Here is a 16,865-nt window from a genome sequence, read left to right as displayed (position 1 = left end):
GAGATGTGTATAAGAGACAGACCCAATCCGGGACGTGTCCGCGGGCGATAGACTGGTCGGCGAGTTCGTGACCGACGGTTCGCTTGCCCTCGACCTGGAACGGATTGATGGCCGCGTTGCGGTTGTACCAGCCGTACTTCTCAGTGACCTCGACGCTGAGGTCGTAGGCTTCGTCGTAGCTGCCGTTGACAGCCAGAACGTCCGCACCGTAGACGAGCGGCTGTGCGAGCTTCCCCGTCGGGGCGTCGCCGGGGACGAAAATCCGGCAGTCCATCCCTCCGCGGGCGGCATAGCCCGACAGCGACGCGGCGGCGTTCCCGGTTGAGGCGCAGGTGATGATGTCGCGCCCAGCATGTTTGGCTTTCGTGACAGCGATAGCGCTGGCGCGGTCCTTGAAACAGCCTGTCGGGTTCCGCCCGTCGTCTTTGACGAGCGTCTCGACGCCCAGCGCGTCACTGAGATTCGGCGCGTCGAAGAGGTCCGTCCCGCCCTCGTTGAGTGTCACGACATCAGCGTCCGTTGCGACTGGCAAGAACACCTCGTACTTCCACTGACTCGCTATCGGGCCGCCGAGGTCGCCATCGAACGCGTCGTCGATAGCGTCGTAGTCGTACGTTACTTCGAGAATTCCCTTTACGCCCTCGTGTTCGGGACAGGTGTAGATGATCTGGTTCGGATCGTACTCCGCCCCACAGAGTGTACACTCGAGGGTTGTGACTTGCGTCATGCCCATACTACCCCCTGAGTACAACTGGATATAAAATCGTACTGTGGCTTTAGCTTGATTGTGAGGTAAACTCCTCTGTCGTGGTCGACACACATTCACACACGGATAGCACACGCCACACATCCGTTTGTGAGCTATCTATCAGGTCAACGGCTATCAAAACCGCTACAGCGGCCGAGCCAAAAATTGGCCGCGGCCTGCGGTTGACTGGACTTCGTGGTCCTTTGCGACGACTTCACCGCCAGCGATGACTGTGTCCACGCGTGCACTCCAGTGCTGTCCCTCATACGGCGTCCAGCCACCGACGAACGTGTGGTCGTCGGCGGTGACCTCGTACTCCTCGGCCCGGACGAGCACCACGTCCGCATCTGTACCGGCCTGCAGTGACCCCTTTTTGGGATAGATGCCAGCGCTCCGGGCCGGAGCTGCACACACGAGTTCGCGGAGCCGCGGCCATGAAATCCGGCCTTCGTGGACGCCCTCGCTGGCGAGGAACTCGACCATCGTTTCGACGCCCGGGAGACCGGCGTAGGGCTTCCAGATATCCTCCCAGCCGGCTTCGCGTGTCTCGCGGTAGGTTGGGAAGTGATCCGTGCCGATGAGGTCAATCGTCCCGTCCTGCACTGCATCCCAGAGCCGCTCCCGCTCGGTGTCGGATTTGAGGCTGGGATTGACCTTCAGGAACGGTCCCTTATCGGCAACGTCACCCTTCGAGAAGGCCAGATACTGTGGACATGTCTCCAGCGTCACTGGGACGTTCGCTCGTGATTTGAAGCGGTTCCCCTCACGCGCGCCGCTCCCGCTTGAGATGTGGACGACGTGCAGCGGACAGTCGGCGTACTCCGCAAAATAGCCCGCCCGAGAGATCGCGTCAAGTTCGGCTTCGAGGGGTCGTGAGTCCATGTACACGTCGGGCTCGTCGCCATCGATAGTCGACCGCGCGTCGTCGAGCAGTCCCTGTGTTTCACAGTGAACGCGAACCGTGCCTCCGGCATTGCCGACCCGCCGCATGAGCGTTGCGATGGACTCGTCGTCGGCCAGGTACGGGTCAGCGGTAAATGTCTTGAAATCCGCTGTTCCAGCGTCCATGATGCCTGTCACGTCGATGTCAGGGTCCTGAACGTTGCCGGCAACGAGTCCGAAATCGACGTGTGCGAGCGCAGAACACGTCTCTGCTTTCCTCAGTACTGCTTCCGGCGTCGTGACGGGTGTCTGCGTCGGCAACTCGATAACCGTCGTCACCCCACCCGCGACCGCACTCGCCGTCTGGGACGCGAAGTCGATCCCATCCGGAAACAGTTCGTCGTCGTGCATGTGCGTGTGTACGTCGATAGCGCCCGGAAGCACGACCATACCGTCCGCGTCGATGACAGTGTCCGGGTCGCTGGGGGTCGGGACCGACGACGACGGTCCAGCGGCGTCTATTGTTCCGTCAGAAATCACGATTCCACCGTGCTGGACGCCCGACACCGTCACCACCTGTGCCCCTTTGATGTGAACGTCTGCCATGCTGTAACAGCCCAAGCGAATGACGAAAACAGTTGGTGTGTGAGACGCCACATCCGTCGCACACAGTGGTTGTGATAGAGTGGCTGGTAAGGCCGTTCTGGGGCGGAGTAGCTTTTAGTCGGTTGACGGTTTCCCCCAACCTGTGATACTGAACGCAGGGACGCTCATCACCATGGACGATGAGCGTACGGTCCGGTCGGAGGCACACGTCGTTGTCGAGGAGGGTGAAATCGTCGCTATCGAGGACGGCTACGCGTCCGGTCCCGAAGTGATCGACGCCACTGACGAAGTCGTCATCCCGGGGCTGGTGAACTGCCACACCCACATGTATGCGCTCCCGATTCGCGGTGCGCCGCTCGCTGCGTCACCCGAGAGCTTCTACGAAGCGCTCGTCGACATCTGGTGGAACGTCGACGAGGCGTTTACTGAGCGTGACGCTCGTCTGTCTGCACTGGGCTCCTGCGCCGAAATGCTTCAGAGCGGCGTCACCACCTTCTGTGACAACTACTCCGGCCCGAACACGCTACCGGGCGGTCTCGACGCCGTTGCCGAGGGGGTGGCACAGACGCCGATCCGTGGGATGATTACGTTCGAGACGACAGCCCGCAACTCTGAGGCCCAGGCCAGAGACGGCATCGCGGAGAATCGCCGATTCATTGACGAAGCGGAAGGCCAGTACGACACCGTGTCCGGCCACTACTGCCTCCACACGCTGTTTACCAACACTGAAGACATCGTTAGGGAGTGTGTCAGCCGGGCTACTGACGACGACCGTCCTATCCAGATCCACCTCGAAGAAGGACTGGTCGACGTGCACGAAGCAATCGCCGACTACGGGAAACGACCGGTCCCAGCGTTAGAAGACATGGACTTTTTCGACGCCGAAGTCATCGCGGCACACTGCGTCCATTCCACCGAATCCGAAATCGAAATCCTCGCGGAAAACGACGTCAACGTCGCTCACAACCCCTATTCAAACATTAACAACGCCGTCGGTATCGCCGATGTCGAAACGATGCAAGCCCACGAGATGACAATCGGTCTCGGTGATGACGGCTGGGACCCGGATATGTTCGAGACCATGCGTTCGGCCGTCGGTATCCACAAACTCAAGCAGCGCAACCCGAGCGGCTTCGACATGGCGACTGCGCTCGAATGGGCGACAATCGGCAGTGCGGCAGTGCTGGGGATGGACGACGCTGTCGGCAGTATCGAGGTCGGTAAACGCGGTGATTTCGTGACGCTGGATCTGGGGCCGAATCCGGTGTTAGGGGAAAGTGCCCCCTACTACGTCGTCAGCGCCGCAAGCCGTGCGGACGTTACCCGGACGATTATCGATGGACGGTCGGTGTACGACCAGCAATCGGGCGTCGCTGGCGTCGATGATTCGGACATGACCGCCGTTGGTGATGCGAGTGCCGAACTCTGGGAACGGTTGTAGGTCCGTTCCCGGATGGGTCTGGCCCTCATTCGTTGTCATTGGGATTGTTTGGTAACACCCTAAGGGTGTATATCTAATCTGCCAACCAACACCACAAAGCACCCTCTCAGATAGTATTCAAATTCACACCCTAAGGGCATTTAACAAAGGTTAAAAGTCTTATTTTACCGCTAGTGTACACATTCTGTACACACACTACTTCGACTACAGCGTGGTTGAAGGGCCAAATCTGTCCATTTCGTATCTTGTAGCAAATATTTCTGGTTCCCATATGTAATAGTGGGACTGTGTGCGTGAGTGACATATGGTAGTTAGTGACGCCTTTGAGACGTTCACGCAGGTACTCGAATGCCTGGAATCGTCTGACACGGAGGTCAAATCGGTCTCAGTCAGGGGCCAGACGACCGCGGATAACGACGAAATCAGTGCCGACCTGACGCTCGCAACGCCGATATTCGGTGGCGTATCGATACACGACGACGTCTCTGTTGACGCTGAGGAGTTCGATGTGGCTGATAGGCGGATTGAGATTGATGTGACGGTTACCGTCCCTGTCGGAACTGACATACCGGTACCATCAGACGATCAGGTGGGCGCGTCCACTGAACTGGCAGAAACCCTCTCGCAATCGGATTCCGTGCCAGCATACAAGGACCCCGAAGCACTTCAGGCGGCCTACGAGGCCTGCGATACGTTCCCGGAAATGACCGAAGCGCTTGACGCCGACGTGACCTCTGAAACTGTGCGTCGGTATATGGTGGAGTACGATATCCACGACCCGACTGACACAACGCCACAGGCAGGCGGACTCAGCCTTGCAGACGTACAGACTGAATCCGAGGCCAACACCGACGCAAGCTCCCCGGTCGAATCGGAGCCTGCTGAGGACAGGGCGGGTGACAACAGCCAACCCGACGACTCGGACGGACTGGGGGCCAGGTCTGTCGCTGACCTGCTCGCTGAGGCGGATTCGCAGGACAGCGACGACAATCTCGTCGCGGATGGACTCGGTATCTCTCAAGACGTGACTGTGGCTGACCTCGCACAGACTGTTACTCAGTCCACTTCTCTGGATGAGGTGACCCAGCGTCTCGATTTGAGCCAGACACACGCCCGGAGGCTACTGTCGGAACTGGACCTCCTGGACCTCGTCACCCATCGACTGGCAGCTACCCAGATACGTGTCTCGAACGCCGAAATCAAGCGGCGGATCTCTGCTGCCAGTCACTAACGGATCTCTACATGGCCGTTGCGGTGAGGATTAACCTTCATTATAGATAGAAAACATTTTTGTAGCCCGGTTTGAATGTGTGTGAAATGGCAACTATCCGCGTACGAGATTGGACCAAAGAACAGATAGAGGAGATACGTGACACGGAGTCGCACTCCTCGCACGACTCGGTTATCAAGTCGCTGCTGAAAGACCGAAAGCTGGCCAAATACGCGGATGATGCCGCAGAGGCCGTTCCGGAACCGACACCCGAGTCCCAGACGAACCATCCAGACACCGCGTTTGATGACCTGACGGTGCTTGGCGAACTGTCCGGTGCAGACAACGGGGTGTTGTTTCTCTGGTGTCCCAGTTGCGGGAACGAACTGGCCCACCTGACCGCTGATAACCCACTCGGTCTGTCCGTGTTCGAGATCGAATGCCAGCGCTGTCTCACCCATCTCGACCGACACGCCATCGTTGCCATCGAAATCGGCTATCCGATTGAGCAGAAACTGGTCGAGGACTGTCTGCAAGACGACCTCAAAGAGTGCGTCGTCGACTACTGGGACCGGACACTCGACTCGGCCGCCGTGGGAGCGCTCGAGGATGATCTCGACCCAGCGCATCTCGTCTGGCAGTTCGACCAGTATCTCCGGCAGTTCTCGTGGGAGTGGCCTGCAGATGTCCCTGTTGTCGGCTTTGCGACGGGATCGACCTATCGTAACTCCACCACCGACGAGTACCTCGACGTTATCGAACCAGTCTCGGAGAACCGGAACGCGATGGATTCGTTCAAGATACGGCGGTACACCGGCGACCCAGATACCCACGACAGTGAGACGGAAATTCTCGACAGCACTACTGTCGTCGACCACATCGTCAATCGGCGACTTCTGATCGACGACCGCACCGACTCGGCGTCACTGCCCGAGTCGACCGAACCGACAACGTGACCACCTTCCTCAGTCTATATATACCTCTTTTCTCTAACCCTCGACTCTTACTGGACTGGATAAATTTATATCCACCTCAGATAGAGCTATTTATACCAAAATGGGTGTATTAGGGTAAAGATGGATTTTTATAGGGAATTTTCATTATGAGGGGTCGAAATATGGGTACACACTATCGATATTTTGCCCTACTCTGAAAACAGCCGCTGTGTATTAGTTTGTCTCGACTGTCGGACGGGAACACCGCAGACAGACGACACTCTCTGCGACCCAGTTCACATCTGTCGAACCACAGTGCGGGCAGCGGTGGTGATCGGTACCGTACTCTGTCGTTCCGCGAGGAGTGGCGAGGAAGCTGTCGTCGATCACCTGCTCGATGAGACTTGGGAACCGTTGGCGTTTGACGATAGCCCGCTGTGCGAGGAATCTGCCGGGGTCGTCCGGATCTGTACCGTGGAGGTCTTCCCAGGGGATAGCGATTTCGCCGTTCGCGGGGCCACGGGCCACCTGCTGGAGAAGCGTCGCAGCAGCCTCGAACAGCGGCGTCGTTCCCCACGCCTGCGGGTTGTCGACCGCACTCTCAGCGTCTTTGTAGGCTGTCTCCGCCTCCCGATACGCTGCTTCGACTCCGTCGAGCCCCGCGACGGTTCGGAAGTCTCCGACAAATTCCTTGAGACAGGCGTGTTGAACCGGGTGATCGAGCCCGTTAATCAAATCCCTGGCTACGGCGACGCCCTCGACACCGCGGCGGGTAGCCCGTGTATCCTGGCCGGCGACGCGGTAACAGACTGCGCTCGTCGCCAGGTACTGGAGGCCAGCGCCGACCCATCCTTTCTCATCTGCGCTGAAGGGTTCGATACCTTCCCTCGGGTCCGAAAGAACACGCCACCCCGCCCGCGTGTACTCGTCTCCAGCGCGCCGGTAATCCCGTTCGGCGATGGCAGTGACCGCCGCCGCTCGGTGACCCGCGTCCTGTGTGCGCATAGAGTCCCTACGGCGTACGGCCTCACAGGCTTTCGCACCCAACAAATCGGTATCACTGCCGGTCTGAGTTATCTGACAAAATACACGCCTTTCCTATCAGTAAAACATACAGTAAGTCCCGATAACCGTCAGCCCGGATCGCAGAAATCCGCCGTGACTGGACGATTTTGGCGGCTGTGTACCTGCTCGTTCTCGTGGCACTCGGGTCTCGGCTCGTCTGATCTGAGATGGAGCGCAGTCCGTTCCGACTGAACGACACGCTGGGCCGTTTATTGCTCGCTTGGCAGCGCTCACTCGGCGAGCGACAGTTTGCCAGCCGGTCCCACCTCACCGACTTCGCCGGTGTGGTACCAGTCGTCCCGGAGCGTCTGTGCGCCAGTCCGGTCGTCATCAAGGAACCCACCGAGAACAGTCGGCCCGCGGACCAGTAGCTCCCTGTTTTCGGAGACAGCGATTTCAACCCCTGGCATCGGGTCGCCGATGGACTCCTCGACGTAGGAGTCCGCCGGGTTCAATGCGCCGACGCCAGCCGTTCCGACGGAGCCGTATAGTTCGCATACCGGAACGCCCAGCCCCCGGAAGAAATACAGCAGATGATCGTCGAGCCGGCCTGTCCCGGAGAGAGCGTAGGAGAGGTTTGATAGCCCCGTTTCTCGTCGCAACGACTTGTAGACGAGCCGCTTGGCAGCTCTGTATTTCAGCGGTGTGCCCCGTCCCTTAACGATTCCCTCCCCGTAGGACGCCACTCGACCGCCGACCTTCCGTTTCATCCAGCCCATGTCGCCGAGACGGTCCTGGATTGTCCCGTAGAGTTGCTGGTACATCTTCGGGACACCGATGAGCACGTCAGGCTTCACAGCCGCGAGCTGGTCGACGAACTCCTCGGCTCCGAGGTAGGCGACGGCGCTCCCGGTCGCCCAGAGATAGTACGTCGAGACGCGCTGATAGATGTGTGCAAGCGGGAGCGAACAGGTCCCGGTCGCCCCGGAATCGGTGGGAAGCGCCTTTCGGAGGCTCTCTGCTGCCGCCAGCAGGTTTCGGTGTGTCAGCGCACAGCCGGCCTTCTCCGCCGGGGAAGCCACGTCGAACGCGACGGTCGCAACCTCGTCACCGCCGGTCTGCAGGCCGGGGAGCACTCTCGCCTCAGCAGTCGGGAGGTCCTCGAAATCAAGCACGGTTTCGACGGCCATCGCGAGGTCTTCGGCCACCTCTCCCGCTGCCACGAGCCCGGTTGCGCCGGTCCGTTCGATAATCTGGGCTGCCCGGTCGTCACTTGCAGACGGGTAGAGTGCGACCGGGACAAGTCCGGCGAAGTGAGAGGCCAGGTCGAGGACGGACCACTCGTACTGGGACCGTGCCCTGATTGCCAGTCGGTCCCCGGGGCGCAGGTCCGTCGAAAGGAGGCCGCCAGCGACTGCCTTCGCCCGCTCGGCCAACTCCTCGAAACTCCGTTCGACGAACTCGCCGTCGTCCCGGACGAGCGCTGCGGTCCGGTCCCCGTGGTCCGAAACGATGTCCTCGAACCAGGCTGCTACCGACCCCTCTGGGACTGAAAGCGAGCCCCCGTCGTAGACGTCGCTGTCGAGGCGCACGCCGGCGGCTTCGCTCTGACGGTCAACCGGAACGGGGTCTTCCGATGCCGTGCGGTCCTGATAGAGCTGCCCGGGTTCGTACTCGTAGTCGTCGCTAACCTCGGTTTCGAAGTAGTCCGCGTAGTTCTGGTCTTCGTCGCCAGCGGCAATGTGGGCATCGAGCCAGTCCCGGGCAACTGTCAGGACCTCCATCGTGACGTACTCCCCGTTTTCGTGTTTCTCGCGGAGTTCTCGCACCTTGTCGGCGAACTCCTCGTGCATTTCCCGATGGTTGTAGAAACAGTCGCTACAGTCCATGGCGTAGCCGCAGTTCTGCATGAACTCTTCCTCGTCACCGAAATGGTACTCCGTGTACCGTTCGAGTTCCCGGAGAATGTCACCGACTTCCTCCTCGGAATGGCCCTCGTTCATCGCCGTATGGAGGTCGTTCAGTAGCCCGAACAGGCGCTTGTGCTGTTCGTCGAACCGCTCGATATTTGTGCTGTACCGTTCGTCATCCCACTCGGCGAACTCCCCCGTCGAATCTGTGCCCATATCTGTTCTGTTATCCATTATTTGAAAAGCAACTCTCACGTTCTCACCGACTGAAAATGCGGTCTGCTTTCCAAGTAGTTGCCAGTTAACATTGTATTCGGGATGCGAGAACTAAGTGACGAAGCGGTCGTCGAGGTCCTTACTGACAACGGAATCGGCGTGCTGGCGCTGTCCAGCCCGTCGGGGTCGAACCCGTATCCGGTCCCAGTCGCGTTCGGGTACGACCCTGCGACGGATAGCCTGGCGTTTCACCTTTCAGCGAGCGACGACAGTCAAAAACACCGCTATCTGACGGCGGACGCCACCGTCGGGTTCACCGTGTACGAGGAGAGCGAACCGAAAACCGTCTGGCGAAGCGTCGTGGTCACGGGTGAACTGGTAGAGGCGACCTACGACGAGGTAGAGCCAGCCCTCGCCTCGCTGGCCAGCAACACACAGTTCGCTCCCAACCCAGTCAGCTGGGACGACACATCGACCACGACGCCGTACGAACTTCGAATCGACGACTGGGACGGACGTGAATTCCGAGTCGGATGAAACCGGTGCCGCAAGCCACTAGCAGTGGCGGCCACCGACCCCCTCGAAGCACTGCATCTGCTGTTCCTCGTCGCGGTTTGCGTTCTCAATTCTCGGGAACCAGCGAACGTAATCATGCTGTGGGGCCCGTATCTACAAACAGAGGTGTCCCAGATGCTTTCGCCAACAACTGCGCTACTCCAGCACGGACCGATGGGCCCCCACGGCGGGGCAACGGGTATGGGCATGGCCCCCGGCGGCTGGCGGCTGTTGCTCGTAGTGTTCGTCATCGCTGTTGTGGCGGTCAGCGCTTTGCTGTACGTGCAGCTACAGGGCGACGCAACCGCCGAACCGGAGTCGTTGGAGACGCTCAAACAACAGTACGCATCGGGCGAGATCGACGAGACGGAGCTTGAAACGCGGGCTGACCGATTGCTCCAGTACGAGTCATAGCCCGACACTGGCAGTTCCATCCGCTGGCAGTACTGTCGGGGCCTCACTTGGAGAACTGTACACTGTGATTTCTGCGTGCGCTCACCGACTGTCCGGCACGCACTTCGTGGCGCATTTATTCCGCAACGGTGTACGGGGGGTATGGACCCGGACGACGTTCGCGACGACTGGGCCTCCCGCTCCGGGAAGTTCTCGCCGGCGTACTACGCTGAGATCGGACCGAACGAGGTGAGCGAGACGCTGGTCAACGTGCTCGACCACTACGTCCACGAGGACGCCCGAATCATCGAACTGGGCTGTGGCTCGGGCCGTCATCTGGCACACCTTCAGACAAACGGATACGGGAATCTCACTGGTATCGACATCAATGAGGAATCCTTCGACGTGATGGCTGAGCACTACCCCCGACTCGCGGATTCGGGGACCTTCCACACCGGTGCCCTCGAAGACATCGTCACCGAGTTCGAGGACGACGCCTTCGATGTCGTCTACTCGGTCGAAACGCTCCAGCACATTCACCCGGACGACGAGTGGGTGTTCGACGAGATCGCCCGCGTTGCCGGCGACCTCCTCGTCATTGCCGAAAACGAGGGCAACAGCCCCGAACGGGGACGCGAAGACACTGACGTGAGTTACGTCAACGACGAGTTCCCGCTGTATCACCGCAACTGGAAGCAGGTGTTCTCGGAACTCGGGTTCGCACAGCTAATCCGCGAACCGACGGCTCGGGACACTATTCGCGTGTTCCGCGCGCCGTAGCCCTCTCCTGTCTCTGTCACTTCTTCGGGGTTCTGTCATCGAACAGCGAGCCGTCGGGACATTCACAATCGATAACCGGGCAGCAACTATTTGTGTCATGGTATCATGGGTCAATTTGGATCGCTATGCAACTGTGCCAAAACTGTCAGGCGGCTATCGACGAGTACCTCTTGGACAAACAACTCGAACCCCTGCGAGACCTCACAGTCGACGACTTCAATCTCTGTGCGGACTGCGTGACCGTTGTCGCGGACGCCTGTGTGGAGTGTGGCGGCGCGGTGTACGTTCCCCGGTCCGAATCCGCTGTCCCTGACTGCTGTCCGGCGTGCCGGTCCGAGCACATCGACGAAACCGGGACCGACCCGGGCTGGCATTTCGACACGATGTCGACCTGACCAGGGCCATACACTCGAATGCTGATCCGGAGCATTCGCCCGGAACTGCCGACGTGGGCATCATCCTCGTTTTTGACGCTACTGGTGAACTGAGGGACTGTTCGGTGACCGAATGAGAACTCTGTGGTACGGAATCGAGGAGAACGATACGTCTCGGTACAACTGGATTCGATAGCGCTACGGACACACACTGTTTTCTGGAATTTCTGAACGGCAGTCGAGGCCGCAGAGTCCGTGTGTGTGCGTCACAGTAGCGATAGAAGCTTCATACTCCTCCAGCACATATGGTTGATCTCTACTGGAATGACACGCTCGACACGACATATTGGCTTGCTGTTTGCTGCGCTCGCACTCATCTGGGGACTTTCCTTTGTGGCGATCAAGACTGGTCTCGAAAGCGTCCCGCCGGTGCTGCTGGCAGCCGTCCGACACGATATCGCTGCAGTCGTCCTGCTTGGCTATGCCCTCTGGCGGGGCCGGGCACTGCGCCCACAGACCCGCGATGACTGGTCACTGATTCTCATCGGCGGAACCGTCCTCATCGGCGCACACTTCGCGCTCCTGTTTCTCGGCCAGCAGTACGTCCCGAGTTCCTTCGGCGCAATCCTGCTCAGTCTCACGCCGGTTGTGACGCCGGCGTTCGCATCGACGCTGATACCGAGCTACAGGGCCCGACCGCACGAACTCATCGGCACCGTCTGTGGGTTCATCGGCGTGGTTATCATTGCGAACCCCACACCGGGAGCGGTCGGCGGCCGACTGCTGGGCGTCGCCCTGCTCATCAGTTCGGCTGTGGCCTTCGCCGTCGGTGCAGTTCTGACCGAACGCTACACCAGTTCGCTCCCGCTCGTGAGCCTCCAGGCCTGGATGACGCTGCTCGGTGCGGGCATCCTGCACGCCGTCAGCATGGGGCTGCCCTCGGAACGACTCGGAACAGTCACAGTCGGGCTGGAACAGCTAGCGGCAATCGCGTATCTCGGCATCGTCGCCAGCGCAATCGGGTTCCTTCTCTATTTCCGCCTGATAAGCACGGTCGGGGCCGCTGAAACCAGTCTGGTTTCCTACGTGGTGCCGGCAGTAACGGCCATCAGCGGCTGGCTCCTGCTCGGTGAGACCCTCGGTCCGGTGACCGTCGCCGGCTTCGCCGTAATCGTAGTCGGCTTCGCGTGGGTGAAAGCCGACGTACTCCGGTCGCTACGCCGTCGTCAGACGGGCTCGCCGTCGTACCAACCGTACGGGCCACAGGACGGCTGCGTCGTCGTCAGCGGAAACGCGTACACGACACGAGAGTGACACCCTGATATCATGGGCGTCAGGCCTTAGCCGCTGTCTCCCATTGTAGTGGTATGAGTTCTCATCTCGGGTTCCACTCACTATACGACGAGACAGCGGCGTCTCTCTCCGTGACCGGTGCCTTCCCGGACTGGCTCCATGGTAGTCTCATCCGGAACGGACCCGGTGCGTTCTCCCTCCCAAACGGTAGCAATGTCGATCACTGGTTCGATGGATTCGCGATGCTGTACCGGTTCACTTTCGATCCCGACAGTGACGCCGTGCACTACCGGAACCGCTTCCTCCGGACGGACGCGTACGAGGCGGCGACGAGTGGCGAGTTCGAGGGCGGCTTCGCGACCGGCGAGACGACGCTTCGCTCGCGGCTGGCGACGTTTCTGACCGATCCGTACGACAACACGAACATTATCGCCGAGCGGTTCGGCGGCGAGTACGTCGCCCTCACCGAATCGCCCCGAAAGGTGCGTTTCGACCCGAACACGCTCGAAACGACGGGGGCCCTCGAACACGACGACGATGTGCCGACAGGACAACTCTCCTGTGCCCACCTCAAACGTGACCCGACAAGCGGCGTCCTCGTGAACGTCGACACGGCATTCGGACGGACCAGCCAGTATCATGTCACTGCCATATCGTCCGACGGGACCCGGCGACACGTCGGGAGCGTCGACACCGACCAGCCGGCGTACATGCACAGTTTCGCCCTGACGCCCCGGTACGTCGTCTTGACTGAATTCCCACTTCGGCTTGACCCACGACGGTTTCTCAAGCCCGGCCGACAGGCACCCTTCATTGAGCAGTTCGAGTGGGAGCCAGACCGCGGGACCCGAATCATCGTCATGGACCGCACTACGGGAACCGTCGTCGCTGAGCCGGTCATCGACGCCGTGTTCGGCTTCCACCACGTCAACGCGTTCGAACGAGCCGGCGGCAGGGAACTCGTGTTTGACCTCGAAACAGTTCCCGACGCGACGACCATCGACTCGCTGTATCTGGACAACCTCCGTGCGGGCGAGATGGGCGCTATCGTCGGCCGTATTGAGCGGTTCACCGTAACCCTCGGTACTGGGAGTGATGTAACGCGATATGGCGATGCCGACGCGACGGTGTCACGCGAAATGCTGTACCCGGACGGTAGCGCGCTACCGACTGTCTCACCGTCTCGATGGTGTCGCCCACACCGCTACGTGTACGCGATGGGGATGGATACCCCCGTTACCGAGTGGGCTCGTCGCGTCCTGAAACTCGACACGGACACGGGCGCTGTCGAGACATTCGACGACGGCGGGGACTACTTCGGCGAGCCGGTGTTCGTCCCCGCACCCGACGGCGACACCGAGGACGATGGCGTGGTGTTAGTTGTCGCGCTGGATGCGGACGCCGACCGGTCCCGGCTACTCGTGCTCGACGGTCAGACGTTCAAGGAGTGCGCCAGGGTATTGCTCCCCCACGCAGCCCCGTTTGATTTCCACGGTCGATACTTCCCCGAGCTCCGGGTGGCGGCCGGCGACTGAGCTGTCGGTAGGAACGCTTCTTGATACGACTTCCTCACTTCTCAAATTCGCTCAGCCAGACGTGCCATTCTGACCGAAACACAAGATAGATCACATGATGTTCGGTCTGCCTAAAATTCGAAAACGCTTTATCCATTTAGGCTGGCCTAAACAGTATGTTGAACGAATCGAGCGATACCACTGAACCGTCACACCTGGTGTCGGTGTCACGGGCACTGAACGGAGCGTCGTGAGTATGGTGACAGTGGGGAACCGAACGGGGACGACGTTCGACCGTGATGTCATCATTGTCGGGGGCGGTCCTGCGGGTTGTGCGGCAGGTGTGTTCACGGCCAGAGCGGACCTCGATACGGCTATCTACGACCGCGGCCGCTCCTCACTCAAGCGCTGTGCCTACCTCGAAAACTACCTCGGTTTCCCGGCTGGAATCGATGTCGAGACGCTGTACGACCGTATTCACGACCATGCTGAGACCGCCGGCTGTACCGTCGTCTCCGAGCTGGTCGAATCACTCGATAGAACCGATGACGGGGACGGGTTCGTCGTTGAGACGCAGGACGGGGAGACGGCTACGACTCGCCGCATCGTCGCGGCGACCCGCTACGACGGCGAGTATATGCGTGGTCTGGACGACGATGCGACGATGTTTGAGACGTACGAACACGACGGCGAGGAACGCGAAACCTTCGACCGCGAGTATGCCGATGCGGACGGCACGACACCGATTCCAGGTCTCTACGTTGCGTCACCGTCCGAGGCGGCGGATATGCAGGCGATTATTGCGGCCGGCCGGGGCGCGCGGGTCGCACGCCAGGTGATCGCGGATACGAGAATCGATGACGGCTGGTGGGAGGCTGTCGCTGACGGCGTGGACTGGGTCCGTCGCGAGGCCGAGCTAAACGACGAATGGACTGAACGAGCAACCTGGGTCGAATATTTCGACGACCGGTACGCTGAAGATGCCCCCGTCGAACCGAACTCAGACCGCTTCCAGCGGGTCCGTGAGGCGGTCATCGACGAACGGCGGTCGTCGTATATCACGCCCGAAGAAAAAGCCGACCGGACCGAAACAGGTCAGGAAGCACTGGCGGGCTATCTGGACCCTGCGGCGGTCGTTTCGGGGCTCGATCAGGCCGCTGTTCTTGATGCGATAGACGACGAAACGATCCAGGACTACCTCGGCTCGAGCGACGGACGCGCGGAGGTGAGTGAGTAATGGCCGGCGAGACACGGGGAGCCACTGATGCGTGGTCGCGAGCCAGATCCTGGCTCGGTACTCTCGACGGCTCCCTGTTCGGGCTGTGTGTCGCGAGCGTTGTCGTCGCCTTCGGGGCCGGTCTCCTTCAAGTGAGCTTCGGCGCGTACTCGATGACAATCGTTGAGGCGTGGCAGGCCGTGTTCGACCCGAAAGTGTGGTTCAGTGTTCAGGCATGGCAGTCGTTTTTCCTCGGGGCCGAACTTCCTGAACTGCCGAAACGGACGCTCATCGTCTGGAATATCCGGATGCCGCGGGTAATCGTCGCCGTGCTTGCGGGGATGTGTCTCGCCGTCTCCGGGGCGATATTTCAGGCCGTGACGCGAAACGAACTGGCGAGCCCGTTCGTACTGGGCGTGAGTTCCGGGGCGGGACTGACCGTACTGCTGACCCTCGTTCTGTTCAGTAGCCTCGCCCCGTTCCTCCCGCTGTTTGCCGCGGTCGGTGGCTCCATCGCGTTCTTACTCGTGTACATGATCGCGTGGAAGGGCGGAACGAGTCCGGTTAGACTGGTTCTGGCCGGTGTCATCGTCAACATGGTGTTTACCTCCCTTCAGCGGGGACTGTTCTTCTTCGCAGACGATCTGGGCGTTGTCCAGTCAGCACTGGCCTGGATTACTGGTTCGCTCACGGGCGTCGGCTGGGAGGAGTTCCGTATCGCTATCATCCCGACACTGGCCGCGACGCTACTCGCGCTGGCCGGCGCACGACAACTGAACCTCCTCCTCCTTGGCGAGGAGACCGCGCGCTCGCTCGGGATGAGTGTCGAGCGGGTCCGTTTCATGCTGTCCGGAGTCGCCATTCTGGCTGCCAGTACGGCGATCTCCGTTGCGGGTATCATCGGGTTCTTCGGTCTCGTGGTTCCCCACATCGTCCGGCTTATCGTCGGGAGCGACTACCGCCGGCTCCTCATCGGCTGCGTGTTCGTCGGTCCGGCGCTGATGGTCGTCGCGGACGTTGGCGCACGGCTGGCTTTGAACCCCGCACAGGTTCCGGTCGGCGTCGTCACCGGCGTCGTCGGCGGCCCGTACTTCCTCTACCTGATGCGGCGACAGGAACAGATGGGTGAAATCTAATGTCACAGAACAACGCTAACTCGGATGGTATCGCTACGGCCAACAACACCGCTGCTGGTTCTCATTCCGGTCAGCAGGACCGGCCGCTGGTCGGTGACGATGTAGTGCTTTCGTACTCTGGAACGGATGCGCCAGTCATCGACGGTGAATCGATCACCGCCGAACCCGGGGCCGTGACTGCGCTCGTCGGCCCGAACGGGTCGGGCAAGAGCACGCTGCTGAAAGGCCTCGCCAATCAACTCGAACCGGACGCGGGATCGGTACTGCTGGACGGGCAAGACATCCAGTCGCTGGAGACCAAAGCGATCGCTCGAAAGCTCGGCCTGCTCTCTCAGGAGAGTACGTCGCCGAACAGCATTACAGTCGAGGACCTGGTGTATCACGGCCGCTACCCACACCGCGGGTTCTTCGACAGCGTCACCGAGGAGGACGAGGCTGCCGTCGAACGGGCAATTGACTTGGCCGGCTGTGGACACATCCGTGAGCGCGAAGTCGGCAGTCTCAGTGGCGGCCAGAAACAGCTCGCCTGGATCGCCATGGTCCTCGCACAGGATACTGACGTGCTGTTGCTCGATGAACCGACGACGTTTCTCGACCTGCATCACCAACTCGAGGTGATGGAGATCATCGACTGTCTCTTATACACATCTC

The 16,865-nt window shown here is 60.3% G+C and carries 16 protein-coding genes; 12 read left to right on the top strand and 4 right to left on the bottom strand.

What is annotated here, in order from left to right; all coding sequences use genetic code 11:
* Positions 1-733, bottom strand: a 733-nt coding sequence (locus tag C444_RS19855) for a threonine synthase (RefSeq protein ID WP_004594894.1), incomplete at its 3' end; no start/stop codon positions are given.
* Between the two features lie 159 nt (positions 734-892).
* Positions 893-2,236: a dihydroorotase gene (locus tag C444_RS19850; RefSeq protein WP_004594893.1), complete on the bottom strand. Its 1,344-nt coding sequence runs from the start codon at positions 2,234-2,236 to the stop codon at positions 893-895.
* Between the two features lie 142 nt (positions 2,237-2,378).
* Here C444_RS19850 and C444_RS19845 point away from each other — a divergent pair, with 142 nt between their 5' ends.
* The 3 genes from C444_RS19845 to C444_RS19835 all read left to right on the top strand — a co-directional run bounded on the left by C444_RS19845 (position 2,379) and on the right by C444_RS19835 (position 5,843).
* A complete protein-coding gene (locus tag C444_RS19845) occupies positions 2,379-3,677 on the top strand; it encodes an amidohydrolase family protein (protein WP_004594892.1) in 1,299 nt (432 codons plus the stop codon).
* Between the two features lie 304 nt (positions 3,678-3,981).
* Positions 3,982-4,908, top strand: a complete 927-nt coding sequence (locus tag C444_RS19840; protein WP_004594891.1) for a hypothetical protein — start codon at positions 3,982-3,984, stop codon at positions 4,906-4,908.
* A gap of 86 nt (positions 4,909-4,994) precedes the next feature.
* Complete coding sequence (locus tag C444_RS19835) at positions 4,995-5,843, top strand: hypothetical protein (protein ID WP_004594890.1); 849 nt, start codon at positions 4,995-4,997, stop codon at positions 5,841-5,843.
* Between the two features lie 213 nt (positions 5,844-6,056).
* On the opposite strand, the gene C444_RS19830 is transcribed toward C444_RS19835, so the two are convergent.
* On the bottom strand, positions 6,057-6,827 hold the full coding sequence (locus C444_RS19830; protein WP_004594889.1) for a hypothetical protein: 771 nt from the start codon (positions 6,825-6,827) through the stop codon (positions 6,057-6,059).
* Positions 6,828-7,117: 290 nt separating this feature from the next.
* Positions 7,118-8,953: a bacteriohemerythrin gene (locus C444_RS19825; RefSeq protein ID WP_004594888.1), complete on the bottom strand. Its 1,836-nt coding sequence runs from the start codon at positions 8,951-8,953 to the stop codon at positions 7,118-7,120.
* 102 nt (positions 8,954-9,055) lie between these two features.
* On the opposite strand from C444_RS19825, the gene C444_RS19820 reads away from it, so the two are divergent.
* The 9 genes from C444_RS19820 to C444_RS19780 form a co-directional block, all read left to right on the top strand.
* Entirely contained in the window at positions 9,056-9,490 is a 435-nt protein-coding gene (locus C444_RS19820; protein WP_004594887.1) for a pyridoxamine 5'-phosphate oxidase family protein, read from the top strand.
* 24 nt (positions 9,491-9,514) lie between these two features.
* Positions 9,515-9,922, top strand: a complete 408-nt coding sequence (locus C444_RS22830) for an SHOCT domain-containing protein (RefSeq protein WP_004594886.1) — start codon at positions 9,515-9,517, stop codon at positions 9,920-9,922.
* A 141-nt stretch (positions 9,923-10,063) separates the two neighbouring features.
* Positions 10,064-10,681, top strand: a complete 618-nt coding sequence (locus C444_RS19810; RefSeq protein WP_004594885.1) for a class I SAM-dependent methyltransferase — start codon at positions 10,064-10,066, stop codon at positions 10,679-10,681.
* A 125-nt stretch (positions 10,682-10,806) separates the two neighbouring features.
* Positions 10,807-11,076: a DUF7571 family protein gene (locus C444_RS19805; RefSeq protein ID WP_004594884.1), complete on the top strand. Its 270-nt coding sequence runs from the start codon at positions 10,807-10,809 to the stop codon at positions 11,074-11,076.
* A gap of 303 nt (positions 11,077-11,379) precedes the next feature.
* Positions 11,380-12,369: a DMT family transporter gene (locus C444_RS19800; protein WP_004594883.1), complete on the top strand. Its 990-nt coding sequence runs from the start codon at positions 11,380-11,382 to the stop codon at positions 12,367-12,369.
* Positions 12,370-12,422: 53 nt separating this feature from the next.
* A complete protein-coding gene (locus C444_RS19795; protein WP_004594882.1) occupies positions 12,423-13,883 on the top strand; it encodes a carotenoid oxygenase family protein in 1,461 nt (486 codons plus the stop codon).
* Positions 13,884-14,118: 235 nt separating this feature from the next.
* Complete coding sequence (locus C444_RS19790; protein ID WP_004594881.1) at positions 14,119-15,099, top strand: FAD-dependent oxidoreductase; 981 nt, start codon at positions 14,119-14,121, stop codon at positions 15,097-15,099.
* Complete coding sequence (locus C444_RS19785; RefSeq protein ID WP_004594880.1) at positions 15,099-16,214, top strand: FecCD family ABC transporter permease; 1,116 nt, start codon at positions 15,099-15,101, stop codon at positions 16,212-16,214. The genes C444_RS19790 and C444_RS19785 overlap by 1 nt, the downstream gene beginning before the upstream one ends.
* Positions 16,214-16,865, top strand: a 652-nt coding sequence (locus C444_RS19780; protein ID WP_004594879.1) for an ABC transporter ATP-binding protein, incomplete at its 3' end; no start/stop codon positions are given. The genes C444_RS19785 and C444_RS19780, both read left to right, overlap by 1 nt.

The sequence above is a fragment of the Haloarcula japonica DSM 6131 genome (assembly GCF_000336635.1).
Lineage (GTDB): Archaea > Halobacteriota > Halobacteria > Halobacteriales > Haloarculaceae > Haloarcula > Haloarcula japonica.
Note: the sequence above shows the minus strand (reverse complement) of the source record. Positions and strands in the feature narration are given on the sequence as shown.